This is a genomic window from Streptomyces sp. NBC_00158, assembly GCF_045160885.1.
GTDB lineage: Bacteria > Actinomycetota > Actinomycetes > Streptomycetales > Streptomycetaceae > Streptomyces.
Genome location: NZ_CP108161.1, coordinates 5,919,584 through 5,941,014, shown reverse-complemented (window position 1 = coordinate 5,941,014; position 21,431 = coordinate 5,919,584). Strand labels below are relative to the sequence as shown.

The following is a 21,431-nucleotide window of genomic DNA, read 5'->3' as shown; positions in this document are numbered from 1 at the left end:
TCAGAAGACGGTGTCCGTCTGGTCGGGGACGATGCTGGTGTCGCCCCGGCGGACGGGGCCGGCCGTGCCGTCGTGGCCGACGTAGCCGGTGGTGGAGCAGGGGTAGGGGCCGGTCTTCTGCTTCTTGGGTTCGATGAACATCGGGTTCACGATCCACTTGCCGTCGCTGTTGTCGTAGGCGCGGCACATCAGTTCGTTCTTGTTGCGGTTGAGGACGAGGCGCAGGGCGGTGGCGTCGCGCAGGAACGAGATGTCGGTGTCGGAGTCTCCGGCGGCGAAGACCTGGCGGCGGGCGGCCGGCTGGACCTTCTCGGCGGCCTTGCCGCGCACGCCGAAGACCTCCTTGTTGATCCAGCAGCGCTTGCCGTCGATGTAGGTGGTCATGGTGTCGGCGCCGTCGGGGACGGAGCCGCAGCCCTGGAGGTGGGCGGTGAGCCTGCCGTCGCGGGTGGTGGTGTTGCGGATGCCGATGACGTGGGCGGCGTCGATGCCGACGCCGCGGGCCCAGACCTCGACGACGGGCTGCGGGGAGGCGGAGCTGATCCATACGTCGAAGCCGGCCCGCTGGAGCTTGTCGACGAGGTCGCGCTGCTGGTCGTAGTAGCGGACCCAGCCGGTGGCGGTGCCGGTGCCGACCTGCTGCTTGGCGCCGATGGGCGCGGCGAGGTTCTCGGTGCGGGCGGCGGCCGCGAAGCCGCGTACGTCGTTCGCGGTCCAGCCCTGGGTGAGCTGGGCCAGCCAGGCGTAGCCGGGTTCGGTCGTACGGCGGTCCCAGCCGGCGAAGGCGGTGGCGCCGGTGCGGGTGGTGGCGGTGCCGTAGACGGCGTTGATCTCGTCGGCGCAGGCGGCGCCGGCGGGGGTGCCGGTGGGCAGGGGGGTGCCGGGGCGGGCGAGGGGGCCGCAGGCGGCGGCGAGGGCCCGGGCGGCGGCGGGGGTGAGGTGGCGGCTGGTGGTGGTCCAGTCGCCGCCGGCGGGCTGGCGGACCTTGCCGTTGCGCAGGAGCCAGAACATGGTGGCGTCGCCGACGTCGTTCTTGACGACGGTGTTGTCCCAGTCGAAGACGGCGACGGGTCTGGCGCGGTTCGGCCGGTACGGGGCGCAGTCGGCGTAGCGGTCGATGAGCCGTTGGAGGCGGGCCTGGTTGTCGCCGTACCAGCCGGCGGCGAGCTTCGGGGTGGTGCAGGCGGGTTGCGCGGCCCGGGCGGGGCCGACGGCGGTGAGGCCGCCCGCCGCTATGAGGGCGGCGGCGCCGGCGGCCTGGAACCGGCGTCTGGTGCTGGGTCGGGTCACGGGCACTCCTTGTGGGGATCGTGGCGGGCCGGTGGAGCACGACAGCCGGGCGTCGTGCGACGCCCGGCTGTCGGGTGGGGGGTGTGGGGTCCGGGGACGGGAGTCCCGGGGGTTTACAGGGGGGTGACGTACGCCCCGGAGATGCCGCCGTCGACGAGGAAGTCGGTGGCGTTGATGAAGGAGGAGTCGTCGCTGGCGAGGAAGGCGACGGCGGCGGCGATCTCGGTGGGCTCGGCGAACCGGCCGAGCGGGATGTGCACGAGGCGGCGGGCGGCGCGCTCGGGGTCCTTGGCGAACAGCTCCTGGAGGAGCGGGGTGTTCACTGGCCCGGGGCAGAGGGCGTTGACGCGGATGCCCTCGCGGGCGAACTGGACGCCGAGTTCGCGGGACATGGCGAGGACCCCGCCCTTGGAGGCGGTGTAGGAGATCTGGGAGGTGGCGGCGCCCATGATGGCGACGAAGGAGGCGGTGTTGATGATGGAGCCGCGGCCCTGGCGCTGCATGTAGGGGAGGGCGGCCTTGCAGCAGAGGTAGACGGAGGTGAGGTTGACGTCCTGGACGCGGCGCCAGGCGTCGAGCTCGGTGGTGAGGATGGAGTCGTCGTCCGGGGGCGAGATGCCGGCGTTGTTGAAGGCGATGTCGACGGAGCCGTAGGTGTCGAAGGCCGTCTTGAAGAGGGCGTCGACCTGCTCCTTGTCGGTGACGTCGACCTGGACGAAGGTGCCGCCGACCTCTTCGGCGGCGGCCTTGCCGGCGGCGGGGTCGATGTCGGCGCAGACGATGTTGGCGCCTTCGGAGGCGAGGCGGCGGGCGGTGGCGAGGCCGATGCCGCTGCCGGCTCCGGTGATGACGGCGGTGCGGCCGACCAGGCGGCGGCAGACGATCTCTTCGGTGCGGTCGGTCATGGGGTTCAGGCCTCCGTGCTGATGAAGACGTTCTTGGTCTCGGTGAAAGCGGTGAGGGCGTCGGGTCCGAGCTCGCGGCCGAGCCCGGACTGCTTGTATCCGCCGAAGGGGGTCCAGTAGCGGACGCTGCTGTGGGAGTTGACGGACAGGTTCCCGGCGCGGACGGCACGGGAGACGCGCAGGGCGCGGCCGACGTCGCGGGTCCAGAGGGAGCCGGAGAGGCCGTACTCGGTCGCGTTGGCCAGGCGTACGGCGTCCTCCTCGTCCTCGAAGGGGAGGATGACGGCGACGGGTCCGAAGACCTCCTCGGTGGCGACGGACGCGGTGGGGTCGACGTCCGTGACGAGGGTGGGCGGGTACCAGAAGCCGGGGCCCTCGGGGGCCTTGCCGCGGATGGCGGTGAGGTCGTCGGTGACGTAGGAGCGGACGCGGTCGAGCTGGGCGCGGGAGATGAGCGGGCCCATCCGGGTGTTCTCGTCGAGCGGGTCGCCGACGGTCACGGACTCGATGCCGGGGGCGACGAGTTCGAGGAAGCGGTCGTAGGCGGTGCGCTGTACGAGGATCCGGGTGCGGGCGCAGCAGTCCTGGCCGGTGTTGTCGAGGAAGGCCATGGGGGCTGCCGCGGCCGCGGCTTCGATGTCGGCGTCGGCGAAGACGATGTTGGGGCTCTTGCCGCCGAGTTCGAGGGTGAGGCGCTTCACCCGGTCGGCGCACTTGGCCATGATCTGCTTGCCCACGCGGGTGGAGCCGGTGAAGACGATCTTCGCGACGCCGGGGTGTTCGACGAGCGCGTCGCCGGCGACCGCTCCGTGGCCGGGGAGCACCTGGAAGAGGTGCTCGGGGATCCCGGCTTCGAGGGCGAGTTCGGCGAGGCGCAGGGCGGTGAGGGGGGTGGTCTCGGCCGGCTTGAGGATGACGGCGTTGCCGGCGGCGAGGGCGGGTGCCAGGCCCCAGGCGGCGATCGGCATGGGGAAGTTCCAGGGCGCGATCACGCCGATGACGCCGAGGGGTTCGAGGAAGGTGACGTCGATGCCGCCGGCTACGGGGATCTGGCGGCCGGAGAGGCGTTCCACTCCCCCGGCGGCGAAGTCGAGGAGGTCGCGGACGTTGCCGGCTTCCCAGCGGGCGTTGCCGATGGTGTGTCCGGCTTCGCGGACCTCCAGCTGCGCCAGTTCCTCGATGTGTCCGTCGACGACGGCGGCGAAGCGCCGCAAGAGTCTGGCCCGGTCCGCGGGGGGTGCCGCCGCCCAGGCTCGCTGGGCCCTGGCGGCCCGGGCGACGGCGGTGTCGACGTCGTCCCGTGTGGCGGCCGGGACGACGGCGACGGTTTCCTCGGTGGCCGGATTCAGTACTTCCAGCGCATCGGACACGTGGGGGCCTCTCTGGTGTCGGTTCGGGGTCCGGGGTTCCGGGCGGAGGGCTTAAAGGCGTTCGAAGGAGCGGCGCAGTTCCCAGTCGGTGACCGCGGAGTCGTAGGCGTCGAGTTCGACGCGGGCCATGTTGCGGTAGTGGGCGACGACCTCGGGGCCGAAGGCGGCCTTGGCGATCTCGCTGTTCTCCCAGAGTTCCGCGGCCTCGCGCAGGGTGGCGGGGACGTGGGCGTAGTCGGCGGTGTAGGCGTTGCCGGTGCAGGGCTCGGGGAGTTCGAGGCGGTTCTCGATGCCGTAGATGCCCGCCGCGACCAGGCCGGCGACGGCGAGGTAGGGGTTGACGTCGCCGCCGGGGAGGCGGTTCTCGAAGCGGGTGGAGCGGCCGTGGCCGACGACGCGCAGGGCACAGGTGCGGTTGTCGAAGCCCCAGGCGACGGCGGTGGGGGCGAAGGATCCGGGGCGGAAACGCTTGTACGAGTTGATGTTCGGGGCGTAGAGAAGGGAGAAGTCGCGCAGTGCGGCCAGCTGGCCGGCCAGGAAGTGGCGCATCACGGTGGACATGCCGTGTTCCTGGTCGCCGTCGGTGCCGGCCATGGCGTTGCGTCCGTCGGGGTCGGTGAGCGAGAGGTGGATGTGACAGGAGTTGCCCTCGCGCTCGTCGTACTTGGCCATGAAGGTGAGCGAGACGCCCTCCTGGGCGGCGATCTCCTTGGCGCCGGTCTTGTAGACGGCGTGCTGGTCGCAGGTGGTGAGCGCCTCGTCGTAGCGGAAGGCGATCTCGTGCTGGCCGAGGTTGCACTCGCCCTTGGCGGACTCGACGACCAGGCCGGCGGCCTGCATCTCGTTGCGGATGCGGCGCAGGAGGGGCTCGACGCGGCCGGTGCCGAGGACGGAGTAGTCGATGTTGTACTGGTTGGCGGGGGTCAGGCCGCGGTAGTTGGAGTTCCAGGCCTGCTCGTAGGTGTCCTGGAAGACCATGAACTCCAGCTCGGTGCCGACCATGGCGGTGTAGCCGAGCTCGCCGAGGCGTTCGAGCTGGCGGCGCAGGATCTGGCGGGGCGCGGCCACGACCGGGGAGCGGTCGTTCCAGGCCAGGTCGGCCATGATGAAGGCGCTGCCGGGGTTCCAGGGGATGCGGCGCAGGGTGGCGGTGTCGGGGTGCATGGCGAAGTCGCCGTAGCCCCGGTCCCAGGAGGACATCTCGTAGCCGTCGACGGTGTTCATGTCGGTGTCGACGGCGAGGAGGTAGTTGCAGCCCTCGGTGCCGTGGGCGAGCACCTCGTCGAGGAAGAACTGTGCGGCGAACCGCTTGCCCTGGAGCCGCCCCTGCATGTCGGGGAAGGCCAGGACGACTGTGTCGATCTCACCGCTCGCGACGAGGGCCCGAAGCTCCTCGGGCGCGAGCGGCGGCATGCGGTCTACCACTGGAATCTCTCCTTCGGTGAGCCGAGGAGGCCTAAGGTATTGAATAGAACCATTGCTTGGGAAGGGGAGGACGCGAGATGACCGACACGGAGGCCGGCGGTGGCGCGATCGCGCGGCTGAATCCCGTGCTGCGGCAGGTGCGGGCGGGCAACGGGTTCGAGGAGGCGCTCGAACAGATCCTCCAGGTGGTCCGGCTGGGTCTGGTGCCGGGCGGGGAACGGCTCCCTCCCGAGCGCGAGTTGGCGGAGCGGATGGGGATCAGCCGGGTCACCCTGCGCGAGGTGCTCAAGGTGCTCCAGGACCAGGGCCTGGTGGAGGCCCGGCGCGGCCGGTACGGCGGAACGTTCGTGCGGGCCCGCCCCGACACCCCGGCCGGCGGCGCCGAGGAGGAGCTGCGGCGGCGCGTGGCGGGGGTGGACATCGAGGACGTGCTGCGCTTCCGCGAGGTGCTGGAGGTGGGCGCGGCCGGGCTGTGCGCCTCGCACGGGCTGTCCGAGGAGGGGGCCGAGCGGCTGCTCGCCGCGCTGGCGGCCACCCACGACGCCCCGCTGTCCGAGTACCGCCGCCAGGACACCCTCTTCCACCTCACCCTGTCCGAACTGGCCGGCTCCCCCTCCCTGACCGCCCAGTACGCGGCCGTCCGGGCCACCGTGAACGACCTGCTGGACTGCATCCCGCTGCTGGTGCGCAACCTGGAGCACTCGCAGCAGCAGCACACCGTGCTGGTGGAGGCGGTACTGGAACGGGACGCCGAGGCCGCCCGGGCGGTGATGCGCGAGCACTGCTGCGGCACGGCGGCCCTGCTGCGCGGGTTCCTGGCCTGAGGGGCCGGGGCGGATGAGGCGTACGGGGCGCAAGGGGCGGGTGGCGATGGCGGGCGCGGGGAGGTTTTCGTAACCGCCGTTTAACGCAGGGGTCTTGCGCCCGCCCCGCCCTTGACGCAAAGGTACGCCTCACAACCATTGCCCTAGGCAGGAGCGCACATGGCCGACGACATCGCACCCGTGCCCGTATCCGCACCACCCTCCGCGAAGGGCGACGCCGACGCCGCGTACCTGGAGCGCCGGACCCTGCGCCGCGGCAGCGCCGGCTGGCTGCTGCTGACCGGGCTCGGCGTCGCGTACGTCGTCTCCGGCGACTTCTCCGGCTGGAACGTGGGCCTGGACAAGGGCGGCTTCGGCGGCCTGGCCATCGCCACCGTCCTCATGGGCGCGATGTACGCCTGCCTGGTCTTCTCCCTCGCCGAGCTGTCCACGATCCTGCCGACGGCGGGCGGCGGCTACGGCTTCGCCCGCCGCGCCCTCGGCCCCTGGGGCGGGTTCCTCACCGGCACGGCCATCCTCATCGAGTACATCCTGGCCCCGGCGGCGATCGTCATCTTCATCGGCGACTACGTTGAATCGCTGGGCCTGTTCGGGCTGACCTCCAGCTGGCCGGTCTACCTCGGCTGCTTCGTCATCTTCATCGGCGTGCACCTGTGGGGCGTGGGCGAGGCGCTGCGCTTCAGCCTCGTCGTCACCGCCATCGCCGTCGCCGCCCTGCTGATCTTCGCGCTCGGCGCGCTCACCGAGTTCGACGCGGGCAACCTGGACGACATCGCCGTGGACACGAGCGCCTTCGGCTCCAGCTCCTGGCTGCCCTTCGGGGTCCTCGGCATCTGGGCCGCCTTCCCCTTCGGCATGTGGTTCTTCCTCGGCGTCGAGGGCGTGCCGCTGGCCGCCGAGGAGGCCAAGGACCCGGTCCGTTCGATGCCGAAGGCCCTCGCCATCTCGATGGGCATCCTCGCCCTGCTCGCCCTGATCACCTTCTTCGCGGCCACCGGCGCCCAGGGCGCGGACGCCGTGAAGACCGCCGGCAACCCGCTCGTCGTCGCCCTGGAGGGGGACGGCGGACCGACCGCGCTCAGCCGCTTCGTCAACTACGCCGGACTCGCCGGGCTGGTCGCCTCCTTCTTCTCCCTCATCTACGCCGGCTCCCGCCAGCTCTTCGCCCTCTCCCGGGCCGGCTACCTGCCGCGCTTCCTCTCCCTCACCTCCAAGCGCAAGGCCCCGTACCTCGGACTGGTGATTCCGGGCGCCATCGGTTTCGCCCTCGCGGCGGCCACCGGCAACGGTGCGCGGATGCTGAACATCGCCGTCTTCGGCGCGACCATCTCGTACGCCCTGATGGCCCTGTCGCACATCGTGCTGCGCCGCCGCGAGCCCGGCCTGGACCGGCCGTACCGCACCCCCGGAGGCGTCCTGACCTCCTCCGTCGCCTTCGTACTCGCCCTTTCGGCCCTCGTCGCCACCTTCCTGGTGGACAAGGACGCGGCACTCATCGCACTCGCCGTGTACGCCGTCGCCCTGGCCTACTTCGCGATCTACAGTCGGCACCACCTGGTGGCCTCGGCACCCGAGGAAGAGTTCGCCGCGCTGGCGGAAGCCGAGGCGGAGTTGACCCGCGACTGAGACCCTTGTCCCGCCCCTTGATACGGCACCAACCTGGAGGTAATACCGTGCCCAGGCCGCTCATCGGCATCACCACCTATGTGGAGGAATCCACCCGCTACAACGTGTGGGACCTGCCAACCTCCCTCGTTCCCTCCGGCTACTACGAGCTGGTCCAGGCAGCGGGCGGCGCGGCCGTCCTGCTGCCGCCGGACGAACCGGAGCGCGCGGCGGAGGTGCTGAGCCGGCTCGACGGCCTGATCGTCTCGGGCGGCCCGGACGTGGACCCCGCCACCTACGGCGCCGCGCGCGACCCCCGTACGGGTCCCCCCGCGCGGGTCCGCGACGAGTGGGAACTCGCCCTGCTCGCGGCCGCCCTGAACTCCGACCTGCCCGTGCTGGGCATCTGCCGGGGCATGCAGGCCCTGAACGTGGCCCTGGGCGGAACCCTGATCCAGCACATCGACGGCCACGTCCACACCCCGGGCGTCACCTCCTGGCACCCCGTCAACCCCGTGGCCGGCACCCGCTACGCGGAGCTGGTCCCGGAGAAGGCGGAGGTCCCGACCTACCACCACCAGGCCGTGGACGTCGTCGGACGCGGCCTGGTCGTCTCGGCGTACGCGGACGACGGCACGGTGGAGGCCATCGAGGACCCCGACCGCTCCCGCTACGTCCTGGGCGTCCAGTGGCACCCGGAGCGGGACAAGGACACCCGGGTGATGGCCTCCTTCGTCGAGGCGGCCGGCGCCCGGCAGACCGTACCGGTACCGGTGTCGGTCTCCTGAGGACCGCCCGCGGGCCGTACGCACTCCCCGTCGTGCGGCCCGCGGGCACGAATGGCCCCTCCGGCGGGCGGCGCGCACGCTGGAGGGATGCGGACCGAGGCCTACGGCACGGCCACCGGACCGGTGTCCGGGTTCCTGGAGAACCCGGTCGTCGGGATGGCGCCGTGGATCGTCTTCTCCCTGCTCGTCGGACCGGGACGGTTCGAGATCGCGGTCGGGATCGCCCTGGCCTCGGCCGTCGCCCTGGTCGTCCTGGGCCGGGTGGTGCACCGGGGCAGCTCCTGGAAGCTCCTCGAAGTCGCCGACGTGGTGTTCTTCGCCGCCCTCGCCGTCATCGGGGCGCTCGCGAGCGACGGCACGCTGCGCTGGCTGGAGACGTACGCCGGGGAGATCGCGAACCTCACCCTGACGGTGATCGCCTTCGGGTCGATGGCCGTCCGGACGCCCTTCACCCTCCAGTACGCGCGCGAGCAGACCGACCCGTCCGTGTGGCGCTCGCCGGCCTTCCTCCGCACCAACTACGTGATCACCGGGGTGTGGGGCCTGGCCTTCCTGGCGGCGGCCCTGGCGGGCGGCTTCGGGGACCTGGTGCTGCGCGACCCCGGCAACATCTGGACCGGCTGGATCATCCAGGTCCTGGCGATCGTCGCCGCCCTGCGGTTCACCGTCTGGTACCCGGGGGTCGTACGGGCCCGCGCGCGGGGCGAGGCCGCGCCGGGCGGGGCGTCTCTGCTGCTGCCGGTGGCGGGGCTGCTGGTGCCGGTCGGCATCGCGGTGCTGGTGTTCGACGGCGGGGCGTGGTGGCTGGGCGTGGCCCTGATCATCGCGGGCGGCCTCCTGACGAAGGCCCTCCGGGCCCGGAGCTGAACCGGGCCACACCCTGCCCCGCCGGGGTCAGCTGAAGACGACGGACCGGAGCTTCAGCCGCTCGCCGCCGCGGCCCGTGATCGGGCGCAGCGAGAAGAAGTCGCCGTCGCAGCCCGGCTCGGTGAAGACCGTCGCCGTCGAGGTGGTCCGGTTGCGCGGGGAGTGCGCGGGCTCGCTGGCGGCGGGGTCGGCCACCTCGTCGAGGGTGATGCACTCGCGGCTTTCCGGGTCGAGCAGGATCCGCACGTGGGACTTCCCGTCCAGGCCGATGTACGTGTACTGGAACTCGCCCACGGCGGCGGAGGCGGAGGACGGGACGGCCAGCAGGAGGGTGAAGGCGCCGAGGGCGGCGATGGAGGCGCGGCGAAGACGCATGGGGGTATCTCCTCGGGAGGGCAACAAACGTGCGGCAGCCACCTTTCCGGTGCCCTCGCCGGTGGGTCACCGTCCGCCGCGCGCGGAATCGATTCCCCGTCACCCGTACGGCCCCGGCGGTCCGGGGCACGCCGCTGCGCGGGGCGAGGTCCCCTACCCACCCTTCCACCGTTCCCCGGGCGCTGCCCGGACCCGCGCCTCAAACGCCGGCGGGGCTATGAATAGCCCCGCCGGCGTTTGAGGCGCGGGGGTCTGGGGGCGGGGAGTAACGCCGCAGGCACCCGCACCCGGCACCGCGCCGCGACAGGCACCCGCACCGCCGGACGGCTAGCGGCGCCGGGTCAGCGAGAGCAGGTCCCGCGCAGGTCCCGCCGGGCGGGTGCCCGTCGGCCAGACGGCCCGCAGCGCCCGCGCGAGGGCGGCGCCCGGCACCGGAACGGACACCAGGCGCCGCGCCGCCAGCTCGTCCACCAGCGCGAGTTCCGACAGGACACACGGCCCCGCCCCGCTCAGCGCCGCCGCCTTGACGGCAGTGGTGGAGGCCAGCTCCAGCAGCGGCTGGGCCAGCCCCCCGGACGGGGCCAGCGCCGCGTCCAGCACCTGCCGCGTCCCCGACCCCCGCTCCCGCAGGATCAGCGGGCTACCGGCAAGCTCGGCCGGCTCCACCCCCTTGGAGCGCCGCGCCCACGGGTGCGTCGGGGCCACCGCCACCACGAGGCGGTCCTGCGCGATGACGGCCGAGTCCAGCCCGTCGGGCACCGACAGCCCCTCCACGAAACCGAGGTCGGCCTCGTGCGCCAGCACCCGCTGCGCGACGTCGGCGGAGTTCCCGGCGTGCAGGGACACCGCCGTGTCGGGCCGCTCCCCGCGCAGGGCGATCAGCCACCCCGGCAGCAGGTACTCGGCGATGGTCATGCTGGCGGCCACCCGCAGCCGCGAGTCCCGCCGCCCGCGCAGCGCCTGCGCGCCCGCGTCGAAGGCCTCGGCGGCCTCCACCACCCGCCGGGCCCAGTCGGTGACGAGCGCGCCCTCCGCCGTGAGCGTCGAGCCGCGCGGGGAGCGGTCCACGAGCGCCACCCCGAGCCGGGCCTCCATGGCCCGGATGCGGCTGCTGGCCGCCGGCTGAGTGATGCCCAGCCGGCGCGCGGCGCCGCTCAGGCTGCCGACCCGGGCCACCGTGAGCAGCAGTTCCAGCGCGCCCAGGTCCGGCACGCGATGCGCGAGCGGGACCGACTCCTCGTTACCCATAACATCAGTTTATGGCCTTATAGACATGAGGTCTCTGCCGTACGGCCCTGCCCGGCGGGACGCTGGACCCATGGCCACCACCGCCTCCGTGCACTTCCGAACCACCGCCCCCGCCGCTCCCCGGGCCCACAAGGCCCCGCGGCTGAGGGACCTCGCCCCCAACTGGTACGCCTCCGTCATGGGCACGGCGATCATCGCCAACGCCGGCGCGGCCCTCCCGTACCAGCTCCCCGGTCAGCGCGTGGCCTGCCAGCTCGTCTGGGCGCTGTCCGCCGTGGCCCTCGCCGTGCTGCTGACCGCCCGTGCCGGGCACTGGCTGCACCACCGCGACCAGGCCCGCGCCCACCTCCTCGACCCCGCCGTCGCGCCCTTCTACGGCTGCCTCGCGATGGCCCTGCTGGCCGTCGGCGCCGGGACCCTGACCGTGGGCAAGGACCTGATCGGCACCGGCGCCGCCATAGCCGTCGACACCGTGCTCTTCACCGCCGGCACCGTGATCGGGCTGGTCATGGCCGTGGTGGTGCCCTACCTGATGGTGGTGCGGCACAAGGTGGAGGCCTCGCAGGCCACCCCCGTGTGGCTGCTGCCCGTGGTCTCCCCCATGGTCTCCGCCGCCGTCGGGCCCCTGCTGGTCCCCCACCTGCCCGCCGGCCAGGCCCGCGAGGCGCTGCTGCTGGCCTGCTACGCGATGTTCGGCATCAGCCTGCTGGCCACCCTGCTGCTGCTCCCCCTGGTCTTCGGCCGGCTGATCGTGAGCGGGCCCCTGCCCCTGGCGCTGACCCCCACCCTGTTCCTGGTCCTCGGCCCCCTCGGCCAGTCCACCACCGCCGTGAACCAGCTGGCCGACGTGGCCCCCGGCGCCATCGACGCCCCCTACGCCGGTGCCCTCGGCGCCTTCGCCGTGGTCTACGGGGTGCCCGTGATGGGCTTCGCCCTGCTGTGGCTGGCCCTGGCCGCCTCGATGCTGCTCCGGGCCGCCCGCGACGGGATGGGCTTCGCGATGACCTGGTGGGCGCTGACCTTCCCCGTCGGCACCTGCGTCACCGGCGCCGCCGGACTGGCCCGGCACACCGGGCTGGAGGCCTTCTCCTGGCTGGCCGCCGCCCTCTTCCTGGGCCTGGTCACCGCCTGGCTGCTGGCCGCCGCCCACACCCTGCGCGGCCTGTTCGCCGGGCGGCTGCTCCCCGCCGCGCAGGCGGCCTAAGCCCGAAGGGCCGCCGCCAGCACCTGCGGGGCCCGGGCCAGGGAGGGCCCGTACCAGGTGAGGTGGCGGCCGCTGACCAGTGCGGCCCGGAGGCCCGGAAAGGCCTCCGGGCCGTCGTCGCGGGTGAAGGCGTACGGCTCGTCCGGGAGCACCACCAGGTCGCAGCCGCTCGCGGCGAGCTCGGCCGCCGGCACCTTCGGGTACCGCTCGGGGTGACCGGCGTACGCGTTGCGCACGCCCAGCCGGGCGAGGAGGTCGCCCGCGAAGGTGTCCCGGCCGAGCACCATCCAGGGCCGGCGCCAGATCGGGACGAAGGCGGTGAGGTCCCCGACGGGTTCCACGGCCGCCCAGGCCTCCTCGGCCCGGTCCAGCCACTCGGGCCGCTCCAGCCCCAGCGCCCCCACGAGCACCCGGTCCAGCTCGGCGAAGGCCTGCGGGAGGTCCCGGATCTCGGTGACCAGCACCTCCACCCCGGCCGCGCGCAGCGCCTCCAGGTCGGTGGCCCGGTTCTCCTCCTCGTTGGCGATCACCAGGTCGGGGCGCAGCTCCACGACCGCGCGTACGTCCGGGTTCTTGGTGCCCCCGATCCGTACCGCGTCCCCGAGGTCCGCGGGGTGTGTGCACCAGTCGGTGACCCCCGCCAGCGCGCCGGGCGCGCTGACGGCCACCGCCTCGGTCAGGGACGGTACGAGCGAAACGACGCGCACCGGCTCAGTGCTCCGGGGAGGGCGGCTCGGAGGTGGCGTGGATGTGTTCGCCGACGGCGACGACCAGCAGCTTGGTGTCGTCGCTGACCGCGCGCCAGCGGTGGCGCACCCCACCGGACAGGAACAGCGCGTCGCCCTCCTCCAGCCGGTACGCCCGCCCCTCGGCCTCCACCTGGCAGGCGCCGGAGACCACGTACATCAGTTCGTCGTTGCGGTGCTGGTACTCGCGGCCGGCGTCCTGGTCGCCGGTGAACTCCAGCGCGTGCAGCTGGTGGTGGCCGCGCACCAGGGGGCGTACGCCCATCACGGGCGTGAAGCCGGACTCGTCGCCGGCCCGTACGAGGTCGACGGTGCGCGCCGTGTCGGAGGCGGCCAGGAGCTCCACGGCCGTGGTCTCCAGGGCGTCCGCGACCCGCTCCAGCGAACGCATGCTGGGGCGGGCGCGCTCGTTCTCTATCTGGCTCAGGAAGGGGACGGACAGACCGCTGCGCGCCGAGACCGCGGCGAGGGTCAGGTGCAGCGCGCGGCGCCGTTTGCGCACGGCGACGCCGACCCGCAGCGGCTCCTTGGAGTCCTTCTCCTTGTCGTTGGCATCGGTCGCGCCCGCCCGGGCGGGCGCGCACTCCCTGCCGTCCGTGGCGTCCGCGATGCTTCCGTCTTCCTTGCCGTTCATGTCGGGGCTGCCCTCCCCTAATCCTCGTCGCACTTCGGTGTGCTGTAAGCACCTTACGCAGCAACCGCCCCCGGATTCGCGCGCAAGAGCCCACCGGGCCGCGACCCGGTGGATTCCCGTCGTTGCCCGGTTACCCTACGTGGCCCCCGCCCGCGCGCCACAGCGCACGGTCGCCGTCGAGGACCACCGCGTCACCGGCGGGCCTGACCAGCAGCCTGGCGCCGGGGTGGCCGGCGGTACCGCTGCTCCACAGCTCCGCGCCCGCGGCGTCGCGTACGGTCAGCTCGCCGTCGGCGGAGAAGACGGCCTCGTTCCCTGCGCCCTCGGTGCCCGCCGCCCAGAGGCGGGAGCCGGCGGAGTCGAGCAGGACGAGGTCGCCGTCGGTCCGGAGGGTCAGGCGCACGCTGCCGGCGTCGAGGACGTCTCCGGCGCGCAGGACGGTGCCGTGGTGGACCTCCACGGAGCGGTCGAGCTTGCCCTGGGCGAGGGCGCGCAGGGTGGGCAGCGAGGGCGTGAAGGCGTAGAGGGCGCCCTCGGTGCGGACGTAGCGTCCGAAGCCCAGGGTGGTGGCGCGGCTGCCGGCCGTGGACTCCGTCTCGAAGGTGACGGGGGATTCGGGGCCGAGGACCGGGTCGGCCCCGACGCGGGGGTTGCGGGAGGGCGGGAAGTCGAGGTCGTTGATCCACTTCTTGGTGAGGAACTCGAACTGCTGGACGAGGTCGGCCTGGTAGCCGACGAAGACCAGGCCGCGCGGGGCCTCCTGCTCGTGGTCGGGCCGGCCGAAGTCGAAGGCCGGGCCGTACGGGATGCCGCGCCGGATGATCCGGCGCCCGTCCAGGTCGGCGGCGGCCAGCGGGGGCCTGCCGGGGACGGTGACGAGGCCGTCGCGCGGGTTGCCCTTGCGGATGTGCGCGAACAGCGGGGTGTGCCAGCCCTCGGGGTCGGCCGCGTACGTGAGGGCGGAGTCCGGGTCGCTGCCGAGGGGGGCGGGCTGCTCGGCGAGGGGGCAGCCGGCGATGGGGGTGCCGCCGGGCCAGCGGCCGACGAGGCGGGCCGCGACCCAGGTCGCGGTGGCTTCCGGTGGCGCGGCCCCGGCCTTCTTCAGGTCGGCCAGCCGCTCCGCGGCCTGGGCCCACCAGCCTGGTACGTCCTGGGCCAGCCTGCGGACCACCTGGAAGGAGCCGCCGGTGGCCCAGGCGGGCAGTCCGGCGGGCCGCCGCCCGACCTTCTCCTGCCCCACGAGGAACTCCCCGGCCGGCACCAGCCGGGTGCCGGGCTTGCCCTTCACGGTGGTCGCGTCGGCCGGGTCGGGGGCGTGGAAGCCGCGTACGCCGGGCTGGCTGATGCCGTCGGAGAAGCCGAAGTGCTCGTGCCCCTTCAGCACCCCGGGCAGCTTCCCGGCGTTCTGCCGGAAGACGATCTCGCCGCGGGCCGGGCCGAGGGCCTTCTTGTGGCGGTCGACGGCGGCGCTGAGCTTGGCGGGGTCGTCGGCGGAGAGGCTGAGTACGGCGTGCACGGCGCGCTCGGGCTCCTCGGCGCCGAACAGCCAGGAGCCGGGGGCGCTGTCGCCGGTGTCGCCGAGCTCCTCCGCGCGCTCGGCGGGGCCCTGCGCGAACGCCTCGGCGGAGCTGCCGGCGGGCAGGGCCGGGAAGGGCTCGCGCCCGGCGAGCAGGCGCAGCCCGGCGTGGGTCAGGGACAGCCCGGTCCACTGGGCGGAGAGCCCGGCCGGGTCGGCGCCGCCCGCCTTGAGGCGGGCCGCGCTGAAGGCGGCGTTGAAGCGGGCCATCTCCTCGGTGGTGGAGATCTCCGGCAGCAGCTTCCCCAGCCAGGTCCGGGCCCGCGCGGCGTCGTGGAAGTGCAGGAGCAGCAGGCAGGCGTGGTCCTTGCGGGAGCCCGCGAGGATGTCGCCCTGGGTGGTGCGGTCGGAGCGCAGGGGCAGGGCGCCGGACTGGGCGGGTGCCGGGGCGGGCCGGGCCGCCGGCCCCGGGGGTGCGGCCGTCGCCGCCGTCGCCGTGCCGGCGGCGTACGGGCACACGGCGAGCGCGGCGGCTGCCGCCGCCCCGGCCCTGATGACGGTCCTGCGGGCGGGGGCGGGGGGCTGCACGTCGTCCATCGGGTCTCCTGGGTGTGGGGCGGAGGAGGGCGGTGGGTCGGATCGGTTCGGGGGCGGCTCAGGTAAGCCGGATCCAGCGCGCGACGCTGGGCACGCCCTTCGCGTCGAGGAGGAAGAGCATGTGGTGGCCGGGGGCCGCGGCCGCCGACGCGGGCGGGGCCTGGAGGGTGAGGAGTCCGCCCTCGCGCCGTTCGATGCGCAGCTCGGCCTGCCTGCGGCCGGTCACGGCCCCCGCGGGGTGCGGGGTCCCGGCCGGAGCCAGCAGCACGGCCCGCCGCACCCGGTCCGGGGTGCCGGTGCGCACCAGGAAGCGGTCCCCCGGGGCGAGGGGCGCGGCCGGCACCTCGTCGAGTGCGGGCCGGGGCCCTTGGTACAGGTAGGCGGGCTCGTAGATCTCGATGGTGCCGTGCATGTCGTCCCGCAGGTCCGCGTCGTGGGCGGTCTGCTGGAGTTCGTCGCCGGTGATCGCGACGCGGCCGTCGGGCAGGAGCAGGGCGCTGGAGTGGTGGCCGCGCGGCAGCCGCTGCACCGGGCCGAGCCGCCAGCCGCCCTTGGTGTCGCGGAGCTCCAGCTGGCGGTACCTCAGGTCGGGGGCGGGGCTGAGCAGGCCGCTCGCGTAGTCGTGGATGTCGTAGGCGCCGCTCGCGGTGAGCAGGGTGCCGTCGGGCATCAGGACGGTGTTGTCGCCGGGGCGTCCGGCGGCGGGCGCGTACGAGGGCCCGGCCGCCGCGACGGGGTGCCCGAGCACGGGGAAGCGCTCCACGGCCGGGGCCCTGGTCCCCCACAGCGGCCCGGCCCCGCCCGGGAAGGCGGCCCGTTGGGTCGTGGCCGCCTCCTGCTCGCGGCTCCAGGTCTCCGTCCACGGGTCGAAGACCAGCGAGAGCCCGCTGCCGGCGGTGCCGCCGAAGACGCCGAGCCGGCCGCTCGGCAGGAGGGAGTGGCCGGTGCGGAAGAAGGGGGCGGCCGGGGGCGGGGTGACCTTCGTGAACGATCCGGCCCCGGTGCCCTTCGCCGGGTCCCAGAGGAAGGCGCGGCCGGTGCCGGTGTGCTCGAAGGAGAACAGCAGCACCTTGCCGGTGGGCAGCAGGGCGGTGTGCGCGCCGAAGTCCGGGGAGTCGAAGTACTCGGTGAACGCGCCGTACACCGCCGGGCGGAAGCCCGCGTTCGCCCTGGCTTGAGACTCCGTCAGGGATACGAGGCGGGCCGCCCGGGCGCCGTCCGGGCGGTCGGCCTCGTCCCGGATGGCGAGGCGGGTACGGGCGTGCGCCTCGGCGTGCTCGGGGCCCAGGCCCCGCGACTCCGCCGGCGACACCTCCCGGCGGACCCGCTCGCGCAGCTCGCCGGGGGTCTGCCGGGCGGGCGCGGCGGGATCCGGCGGCCCGTCGTGGGCCGCGGCGGGGCCGGCGGGGAGCAGGGACAGCACGGTGCTCGCGACGAGGGCGCGGGCGACTCCGCGACGGGGCATGCGGAACCCTCACAGGACGGGGAACGGGCACGGCCGGACGGGCGGAGCGCCCTGCCGGTGATCCACACCCTCCGCGAGGGTGCGCGAACGCGCGCGCCGGGCGAACTGTTTGAGTGACGATCAGGTCACCCGGGGTGACCCGGCGTGGCGTCGGCGTTGCGGCATCATCGTCTGCGTGACGACACGACGCCTGATGCTCCTGGACACCGCCTCCCTCTACTACCGCGCCTACTTCGGCGTGCCGGACTCCGTGAAGGCCCCCGACGGCACGCCCGTCAACGCCGTGCGCGGGCTGCTCGACATGATCGGCCGTCTGGTGCAGGACCACCGCCCGGACGACCTGGTGGCCTGCATGGACGCCGACTGGCGGCCGCACTGGCGGGTGGAGCTGATCCCCTCCTACAAGGCGCACCGGGTCGCGGAGGAGACGGAGACCGGCCCGGACGTGGAGGAGACCCCGGACACCCTGGCCCCGCAGGTGCCGATCATCGAGGCGGCGCTGGACGCGTTCGGCATCGCCCGGGTGGGGGTCGCCGGGTACGAGGCGGACGACGTGATCGGCACCCTCACCGCCCGCGCCACCGGGCCGGTGGACATCGTCACCGGCGACCGGGACCTGTACCAGCTGGTGGATGACGCCCGCCAGCGCCGCGTCCTCTACCCCCTGAAGGGCGTGGGCACCCTCCAGGTCACCGACGAGGCGTGGCTGCGCGAGAAGTACGGGGTGGACGGCCCCGGGTACGCGGACCTCGCGCTGCTGCGCGGCGACCCGAGCGACGGCCTGCCGGGCGTGCCGGGCATCGGCGAGAAGACGGCGGCGAAGCTGCTGGACGCGTACGGGGACCTGGCCGGGATCATCGCGGCGGTCGGCGACCCGAAGTCGAAGCTGACCCCCACCCAGCGCAAGCGGCTGGACGAGTCCCGCCCGTACCTGGCCGTCGCCCCGAAGGTCGTCCAGGTGGCCGCGGACGTCCCCCTCCCCGCCTTCGATCCGGCCCTCCCCCACACCCCCGCCAGCCCCGAGACGGTCGACGCACTCGCCCATCGGTGGGGTCTGGGAGGAGCGATGTCACGCCTGAGCAGCGCGCTGCGCCCATGAGGTGCTAAGTTAGGTAATCCTAAGCTTCGTAAGTCGTAAGGGGAGACACCGTGGCAGAAGGACGCGCCCGCACCGTCGGCACCGCAGTCGTCGTACGCACCGAACGACTGACGCCGCACATGGTCCGCCTCGTACTGGGCGGCGACGGACTCGCCGAATTCGGCGCGGGCGCGTACTCGGACCATTACGTGAAACTCCTCTTCGAACCCGAGGGCGTGCGCTACGCCGAGCCCTGGGACATGGACGTCATCCGCGCGACGCACCGCCGCGAGGCCTGGCCCCGCCAGCGCGCGTACACCGTCCGGGCCTGGGACCCGGCCCGGCTGGAACTGACCCTCGACTTCGTGGTCCACGGGGACGAGGGCCTGGCCGGCCCCTGGGCGGCCCGCGTCCAGCCCGGCGAGCTCGTCCACTTCCTCGGCCCCGGCGGCGGCTACTCCCCCGCCCCCCTGGCGGACTGGCACCTCCTCGCCGGCGACGAGAGCGCCCTGCCGGCGATCGCGGCGTCGATGGAGCGGATGCCGCGGGGCGCGCAGGTGCACGCCTTCATCGAGGTCGACGGCCCGGCGGACGAGCAGGACATCCGCACCCCGGACGGCATCACCCCGGTGTGGCTGCACCGCGGCGACCGCCCGGTGGGCGCGGCCCTGGTGGAGGCGGTCACCTCCCTCCGCTTCCCCTCCGCGGACGTCCACGCCTTCGTCCACGGCGAAGCGGGCTTCGTGAAGGAACTCCGCCGCCACCTCCGCCTGGACCGCGGGGTGCCGCGCGAGCGGCTGTCGATCTCCGGCTACTGGCGCCTGGGCGAGACGGACGAGGGCTGGCGCGCGATCAAGCGCGACTGGAACGCCACCGTCGAAGCCGAACAGGACCTCCCGACCCCGGCCGCCGCGTAGGGCGCACCGCCCGGCCCGCCTCGCACCGCCGCGGGTGCTCCGCCCGTCCGCCGCCCGCGGGTGGCTGGCCGCTGCGCGGGGCAAGGTCCCCTACCGTCCCCCAGACTCCGTCCGGGGGGACCCCCACTTCCACCGTTCCCTGGGGCTCCGCCCCAGACCCCGCGCCTCAGACCCCCCAGCTACCGGTGGGAGGTGCCCCCAGGCGGGGCTGGACGCTGTGACCGGACGGGCCGCTGACGCCGGGACGGGAGAAGCGCGTAGCGATCTGCCGCGCCCGGCGTCTCCCCTGGCTGCTCCGATCACCCCCCCGTGCAGGTATCAGCCCCAGACGGTCGCCGGACGCCGAAACGGGAGGAGCGCGTAGCGATCTGTCGCGCCCGGCGTCTCCCCTGGCTGCTCCGATCACCCCCCCCGTGCAGGTATCAGCCCCAGACGGTCGCCGGACGCCGGGACGGGAAGAGCACGTAGCGATCTGTCGCGCTTGGGGGCTCCGGAGGCTGATCCGATCAACCTCTCGTGCGGGTAGCCGCGCCCCTGGCCCGGAATCGGGACGCTGCGTGCCCGGATGCCCGGCGGGCCGGGCCCCGGCCCCTCGTCTCATCCCTGCGACACCCGTACCTCCCCCTCTGGACCGTGCCGTTCCTTCGGGGGCTTCCCGGCAGTCCTTTGTCTTTCCGGGGCGGGTCGGTCGGTCAAGGGTGGCCGAAGGCCATCACGAAGTGACGCGACCGAAGGGAGCGCCCTTGAGGGACCGGCCCGAACCGGAAGGACGATGGGACTGACGGGAAACCCCCGCCCCTCCCCGAGACCGCCCCAGGGGGCCCCGCTCCCCACCCACCCACCCACACCTACCGAGGCGGGTGGGCCCCCACCAACCGGCACATCAACCAGCACAGGCGCACAATGGCCGCATGCGTACGCTCCGCGCAGCCGGACTCGCCGGGGCCGCGGTCCTGCTGGCCACCGCGGCCACCGCACAGGCGGCGGGCGCCGGCCCCTCCCCGCCCCCTCCGCCCCGGCCCCGCATCACCGACGCCGCCGTCGCCACCGCGGTGGCCCGCCTCGACGCGACCATCACCGACGGCATGCGCCGCACCGGCGTCCCCGGCCTCTCCGTGGCCGTGGTCCACGACGACGAGATCGTCTACCTCAAGGGCTTCGGCCTCCGCCGCACCGGCGAGAGCGCCAAGGTCGGCCCCGACACCGTCTTCCAGCTGGCCTCCGTCTCCAAGCCGGTCACCTCCACCGTCATCGCCGGCGCCCTGGCCTCCCCCGACGACTGGGACCGGCCCCTCGCCGGCACCCTCCCCGGCTTCGCCCTCAAGGACCCCTGGGTCACCTCCCACGTCACCCCCGCCGACCTGCTCTCGCACCGCAGCGGCCTCCCCGACCACGCCGGGGACCTCCTGGAGGACCTCGGCTACGACCAGGCGTACATCCTCGCCCACCTCCGCGAGGAGCCGCTGACCCCGTTCCGCGCGAGCTACGCGTACACCAACTTCGGGTTCACCGCCGCCGCCGAGGCCGTCGCCCGCGACCACGGCGTGAGCTGGCAGAAGCTCAGCGAGGACACCCTCTTCAAGCCCGCCGGGATGACCCGCACCAGCACCGAGTTCGCCGCCTACGCCAAGGCCCCCGACCGCGCCTCGGGCCACGTCAGGAACCCGGACGGCACCTGGAGCCCCCGCTACGTCCGCGACGCCGACGCCCAGACCCCGGCCGGCGGGACCAGTTCCACCGCCCGCGACATGTCCCGCTGGCTGCGGCTCCAGCTGAACACCGGCACCCTCGACGGCAAGCGGATCGTCCCCGCCGACACCCTCACCCGCACCCGCGTCCCCGAGGCGGTCGTCCAGGCCCAGACCCCCCGCGGCACCCCGCAGTTCTACGGGCTCGGCTGGAACGTCAGCTACGACGACGCCGGCCGGCTGCGCCTGAGCCACTCCGGTGGCTTCGAGCTCGGCGCCAACACCAACGTCACCCTGCTCCCCCTGGAGCGCCTCGGCATCGTCGTCCTGACGAACGGCTCCCCCGTCGGCCTGGCCGACTCCGTCGCCCTGGACTTCTTCGACATCGCCGAGCACGGCAAGCCGACCGCCGACTGGCTGCCGCTCCTCGCCGCCACGTACGAGCAGCTCGACGCCGCGCTCCGGTCCCCGACCGACTACGCCCACCCCCCGGCCGGGGCCGCGCCCGCGCGCGCCGACTCCGCCTACATCGGGACCTACACCAACCCCTACTACGGCCCCCTCACCATCACCGCCGACGCCAAGGGCGCCCTGACCCTCTCCCTGGGCCCGAAGCCCCTGCGCTTCCCCCTCACCCACTACTCCGGCGACACCTTCAGCTTCGAGACCACCGGCGAGAACGCCGTAGGCCGCACCGGGGTGTTCTTCTCCGACGGCGAGGTCCGAGTCGAGTACCTCGACCAGAACCACCTCGGCACCTTCACCCACCCCGGCACCTCCACCCACCCCCGCGCCTTCACCCACCCCGGCACCTCCACCCACCCCCGCGCCTTCACCCACCCCGGCACCTCCACCCACCCCCGCACCTTCACCCTCCGGTAGCCAGCCG

General features: G+C 73.8%; 18 protein-coding genes. 8 read left to right on the top strand and 10 right to left on the bottom strand.

The genetic code is table 11. The annotated features are described in order from the left end of the window. From OG553_RS27305 to OG553_RS27290, 4 genes are all read right to left on the bottom strand, one after another. A complete protein-coding gene (locus tag OG553_RS27305) occupies nucleotides 1-1,290 on the bottom strand; it encodes a haloacid dehalogenase-like hydrolase (protein WP_405981507.1) in 1,290 nt (429 codons plus the stop codon). A 113-nt stretch (nucleotides 1,291-1,403) separates the two neighbouring features. Further along, a complete protein-coding gene (locus OG553_RS27300; protein ID WP_405981506.1) occupies nucleotides 1,404-2,195 on the bottom strand; it encodes a 3-oxoacyl-ACP reductase in 792 nt (263 codons plus the stop codon). Nucleotides 2,196-2,200: 5 nt separating this feature from the next. Continuing rightward, entirely contained in the window at nucleotides 2,201-3,565 is a 1,365-nt protein-coding gene (locus OG553_RS27295; protein WP_405981505.1) for an aldehyde dehydrogenase family protein, read from the bottom strand. Nucleotides 3,566-3,616: 51 nt separating this feature from the next. Beyond that, nucleotides 3,617-4,990, bottom strand: a complete 1,374-nt coding sequence (locus OG553_RS27290) for a glutamine synthetase family protein (RefSeq protein ID WP_405981504.1) — start codon at nucleotides 4,988-4,990, stop codon at nucleotides 3,617-3,619. 77 nt (nucleotides 4,991-5,067) lie between these two features. On the opposite strand from OG553_RS27290, the gene OG553_RS27285 reads away from it, so the two are divergent. The 4 genes from OG553_RS27285 to OG553_RS27270 all read left to right on the top strand — a co-directional run bounded on the left by OG553_RS27285 (nucleotide 5,068) and on the right by OG553_RS27270 (nucleotide 9,074). After that, on the top strand, nucleotides 5,068-5,814 hold the full coding sequence (locus OG553_RS27285; protein ID WP_405981503.1) for a FadR/GntR family transcriptional regulator: 747 nt from the start codon (nucleotides 5,068-5,070) through the stop codon (nucleotides 5,812-5,814). Between the two features lie 159 nt (nucleotides 5,815-5,973). Then, nucleotides 5,974-7,440: an ethanolamine permease gene (gene eat, locus OG553_RS27280; protein WP_405981502.1), complete on the top strand. Its 1,467-nt coding sequence runs from the start codon at nucleotides 5,974-5,976 to the stop codon at nucleotides 7,438-7,440. A gap of 47 nt (nucleotides 7,441-7,487) precedes the next feature. Next, nucleotides 7,488-8,207 carry a gamma-glutamyl-gamma-aminobutyrate hydrolase family protein gene (locus OG553_RS27275; protein ID WP_405981501.1) on the top strand — a complete coding sequence of 240 codons (720 nt, stop codon included), beginning with the start codon at nucleotides 7,488-7,490 and terminating at the stop codon, nucleotides 8,205-8,207. 87 nt (nucleotides 8,208-8,294) lie between these two features. Next, nucleotides 8,295-9,074 carry a hypothetical protein gene (locus OG553_RS27270; RefSeq protein ID WP_405981500.1) on the top strand — a complete coding sequence of 260 codons (780 nt, stop codon included), beginning with the start codon at nucleotides 8,295-8,297 and terminating at the stop codon, nucleotides 9,072-9,074. 27 nt (nucleotides 9,075-9,101) lie between these two features. Here OG553_RS27270 and OG553_RS27265 read toward each other — a convergent pair whose 3' ends face one another. Beyond that, the gene (locus OG553_RS27265; RefSeq protein ID WP_405981499.1) at nucleotides 9,102-9,449 is read right to left on the bottom strand and encodes a hypothetical protein; all 348 of its coding nucleotides are present in this window, start codon (nucleotides 9,447-9,449) and stop codon (nucleotides 9,102-9,104) included. Between the two features lie 327 nt (nucleotides 9,450-9,776). Further along, a complete protein-coding gene (locus tag OG553_RS27260) occupies nucleotides 9,777-10,697 on the bottom strand; it encodes a LysR family transcriptional regulator (RefSeq protein WP_285546233.1) in 921 nt (306 codons plus the stop codon). Nucleotides 10,698-10,767: 70 nt separating this feature from the next. On the opposite strand from OG553_RS27260, the gene OG553_RS27255 reads away from it, so the two are divergent. Beyond that, a complete protein-coding gene (locus tag OG553_RS27255; protein ID WP_405981498.1) occupies nucleotides 10,768-11,901 on the top strand; it encodes a TDT family transporter in 1,134 nt (377 codons plus the stop codon). Here the strand turns inward: OG553_RS27255 and OG553_RS27250 are convergent. The 4 genes from OG553_RS27250 to OG553_RS27235 all read right to left on the bottom strand — a co-directional run bounded on the left by OG553_RS27250 (nucleotide 11,898) and on the right by OG553_RS27235 (nucleotide 16,859). Then, the gene (locus tag OG553_RS27250; RefSeq protein ID WP_405981497.1) at nucleotides 11,898-12,608 is read right to left on the bottom strand and encodes a helical backbone metal receptor; all 711 of its coding nucleotides are present in this window, start codon (nucleotides 12,606-12,608) and stop codon (nucleotides 11,898-11,900) included. The genes OG553_RS27255 and OG553_RS27250 overlap by 4 nt on opposite strands. 4 nt (nucleotides 12,609-12,612) lie before the next feature. Continuing rightward, nucleotides 12,613-13,281 carry a helix-turn-helix domain-containing protein gene (locus tag OG553_RS27245; RefSeq protein WP_405981496.1) on the bottom strand — a complete coding sequence of 223 codons (669 nt, stop codon included), beginning with the start codon at nucleotides 13,279-13,281 and terminating at the stop codon, nucleotides 12,613-12,615. A gap of 130 nt (nucleotides 13,282-13,411) precedes the next feature. Next, a complete protein-coding gene (locus OG553_RS27240) occupies nucleotides 13,412-15,394 on the bottom strand; it encodes a peroxidase (protein WP_405981495.1) in 1,983 nt (660 codons plus the stop codon). A 58-nt stretch (nucleotides 15,395-15,452) separates the two neighbouring features. Then, nucleotides 15,453-16,859 (bottom strand): galactose oxidase-like domain-containing protein, encoded by a 1,407-nt coding sequence (locus OG553_RS27235; protein ID WP_405981494.1) that lies wholly within the window; start codon nucleotides 16,857-16,859, stop codon nucleotides 15,453-15,455. Between the two features lie 193 nt (nucleotides 16,860-17,052). Here OG553_RS27235 and OG553_RS27230 point away from each other — a divergent pair, with 193 nt between their 5' ends. The 3 genes from OG553_RS27230 (at nucleotide 17,053) to OG553_RS27220 (ending at nucleotide 21,424) form a co-directional block, all read left to right on the top strand. Continuing rightward, the gene (locus OG553_RS27230) at nucleotides 17,053-17,958 is read left to right on the top strand and encodes a 5'-3' exonuclease H3TH domain-containing protein (RefSeq protein ID WP_405983153.1); all 906 of its coding nucleotides are present in this window, start codon (nucleotides 17,053-17,055) and stop codon (nucleotides 17,956-17,958) included. Nucleotides 17,959-18,008: 50 nt separating this feature from the next. Further along, nucleotides 18,009-18,854 (top strand): siderophore-interacting protein, encoded by an 846-nt coding sequence (locus OG553_RS27225; RefSeq protein WP_405981493.1) that lies wholly within the window; start codon nucleotides 18,009-18,011, stop codon nucleotides 18,852-18,854. Between the two features lie 911 nt (nucleotides 18,855-19,765). After that, nucleotides 19,766-21,424 (top strand): serine hydrolase, encoded by a 1,659-nt coding sequence (locus OG553_RS27220; RefSeq protein ID WP_405981492.1) that lies wholly within the window; start codon nucleotides 19,766-19,768, stop codon nucleotides 21,422-21,424. Nucleotides 21,425-21,431 lie beyond the last annotated feature (7 nt).

Excerpts from the sequence above, each read along its gene's own strand:
- OG553_RS27300 (WP_405981506.1), bottom strand. The coding sequence starts at position 2,195 with ATGACCGACCGCACCGAAGAGATCGTCTGCCGCCGCCTGGTCGGCCGC.
- OG553_RS27285 (WP_405981503.1), top strand. The coding sequence starts at position 5,068 with ATGACCGACACGGAGGCCGGCGGTGGCGCGATCGCGCGGCTGAATCCC.
- eat (WP_405981502.1), top strand. The coding sequence starts at position 5,974 with ATGGCCGACGACATCGCACCCGTGCCCGTATCCGCACCACCCTCCGCG.
- OG553_RS27270 (WP_405981500.1), top strand. The coding sequence starts at position 8,295 with ATGCGGACCGAGGCCTACGGCACGGCCACCGGACCGGTGTCCGGGTTC.
- OG553_RS27265 (WP_405981499.1), bottom strand. The coding sequence starts at position 9,449 with ATGCGTCTTCGCCGCGCCTCCATCGCCGCCCTCGGCGCCTTCACCCTC.
- OG553_RS27260 (WP_285546233.1), bottom strand. The coding sequence starts at position 10,697 with ATGGGTAACGAGGAGTCGGTCCCGCTCGCGCATCGCGTGCCGGACCTG.
- OG553_RS27255 (WP_405981498.1), top strand. The coding sequence starts at position 10,768 with ATGGCCACCACCGCCTCCGTGCACTTCCGAACCACCGCCCCCGCCGCT.
- OG553_RS27245 (WP_405981496.1), bottom strand. The coding sequence starts at position 13,281 with ATGAACGGCAAGGAAGACGGAAGCATCGCGGACGCCACGGACGGCAGG.
- OG553_RS27240 (WP_405981495.1), bottom strand. The coding sequence starts at position 15,394 with ATGGACGACGTGCAGCCCCCCGCCCCCGCCCGCAGGACCGTCATCAGG.
- OG553_RS27235 (WP_405981494.1), bottom strand. The coding sequence starts at position 16,859 with ATGCCCCGTCGCGGAGTCGCCCGCGCCCTCGTCGCGAGCACCGTGCTG.
- OG553_RS27230 (WP_405983153.1), top strand. The coding sequence starts at position 17,053 with ATGCTCCTGGACACCGCCTCCCTCTACTACCGCGCCTACTTCGGCGTG.
- OG553_RS27220 (WP_405981492.1), top strand. The coding sequence starts at position 19,766 with ATGCGTACGCTCCGCGCAGCCGGACTCGCCGGGGCCGCGGTCCTGCTG.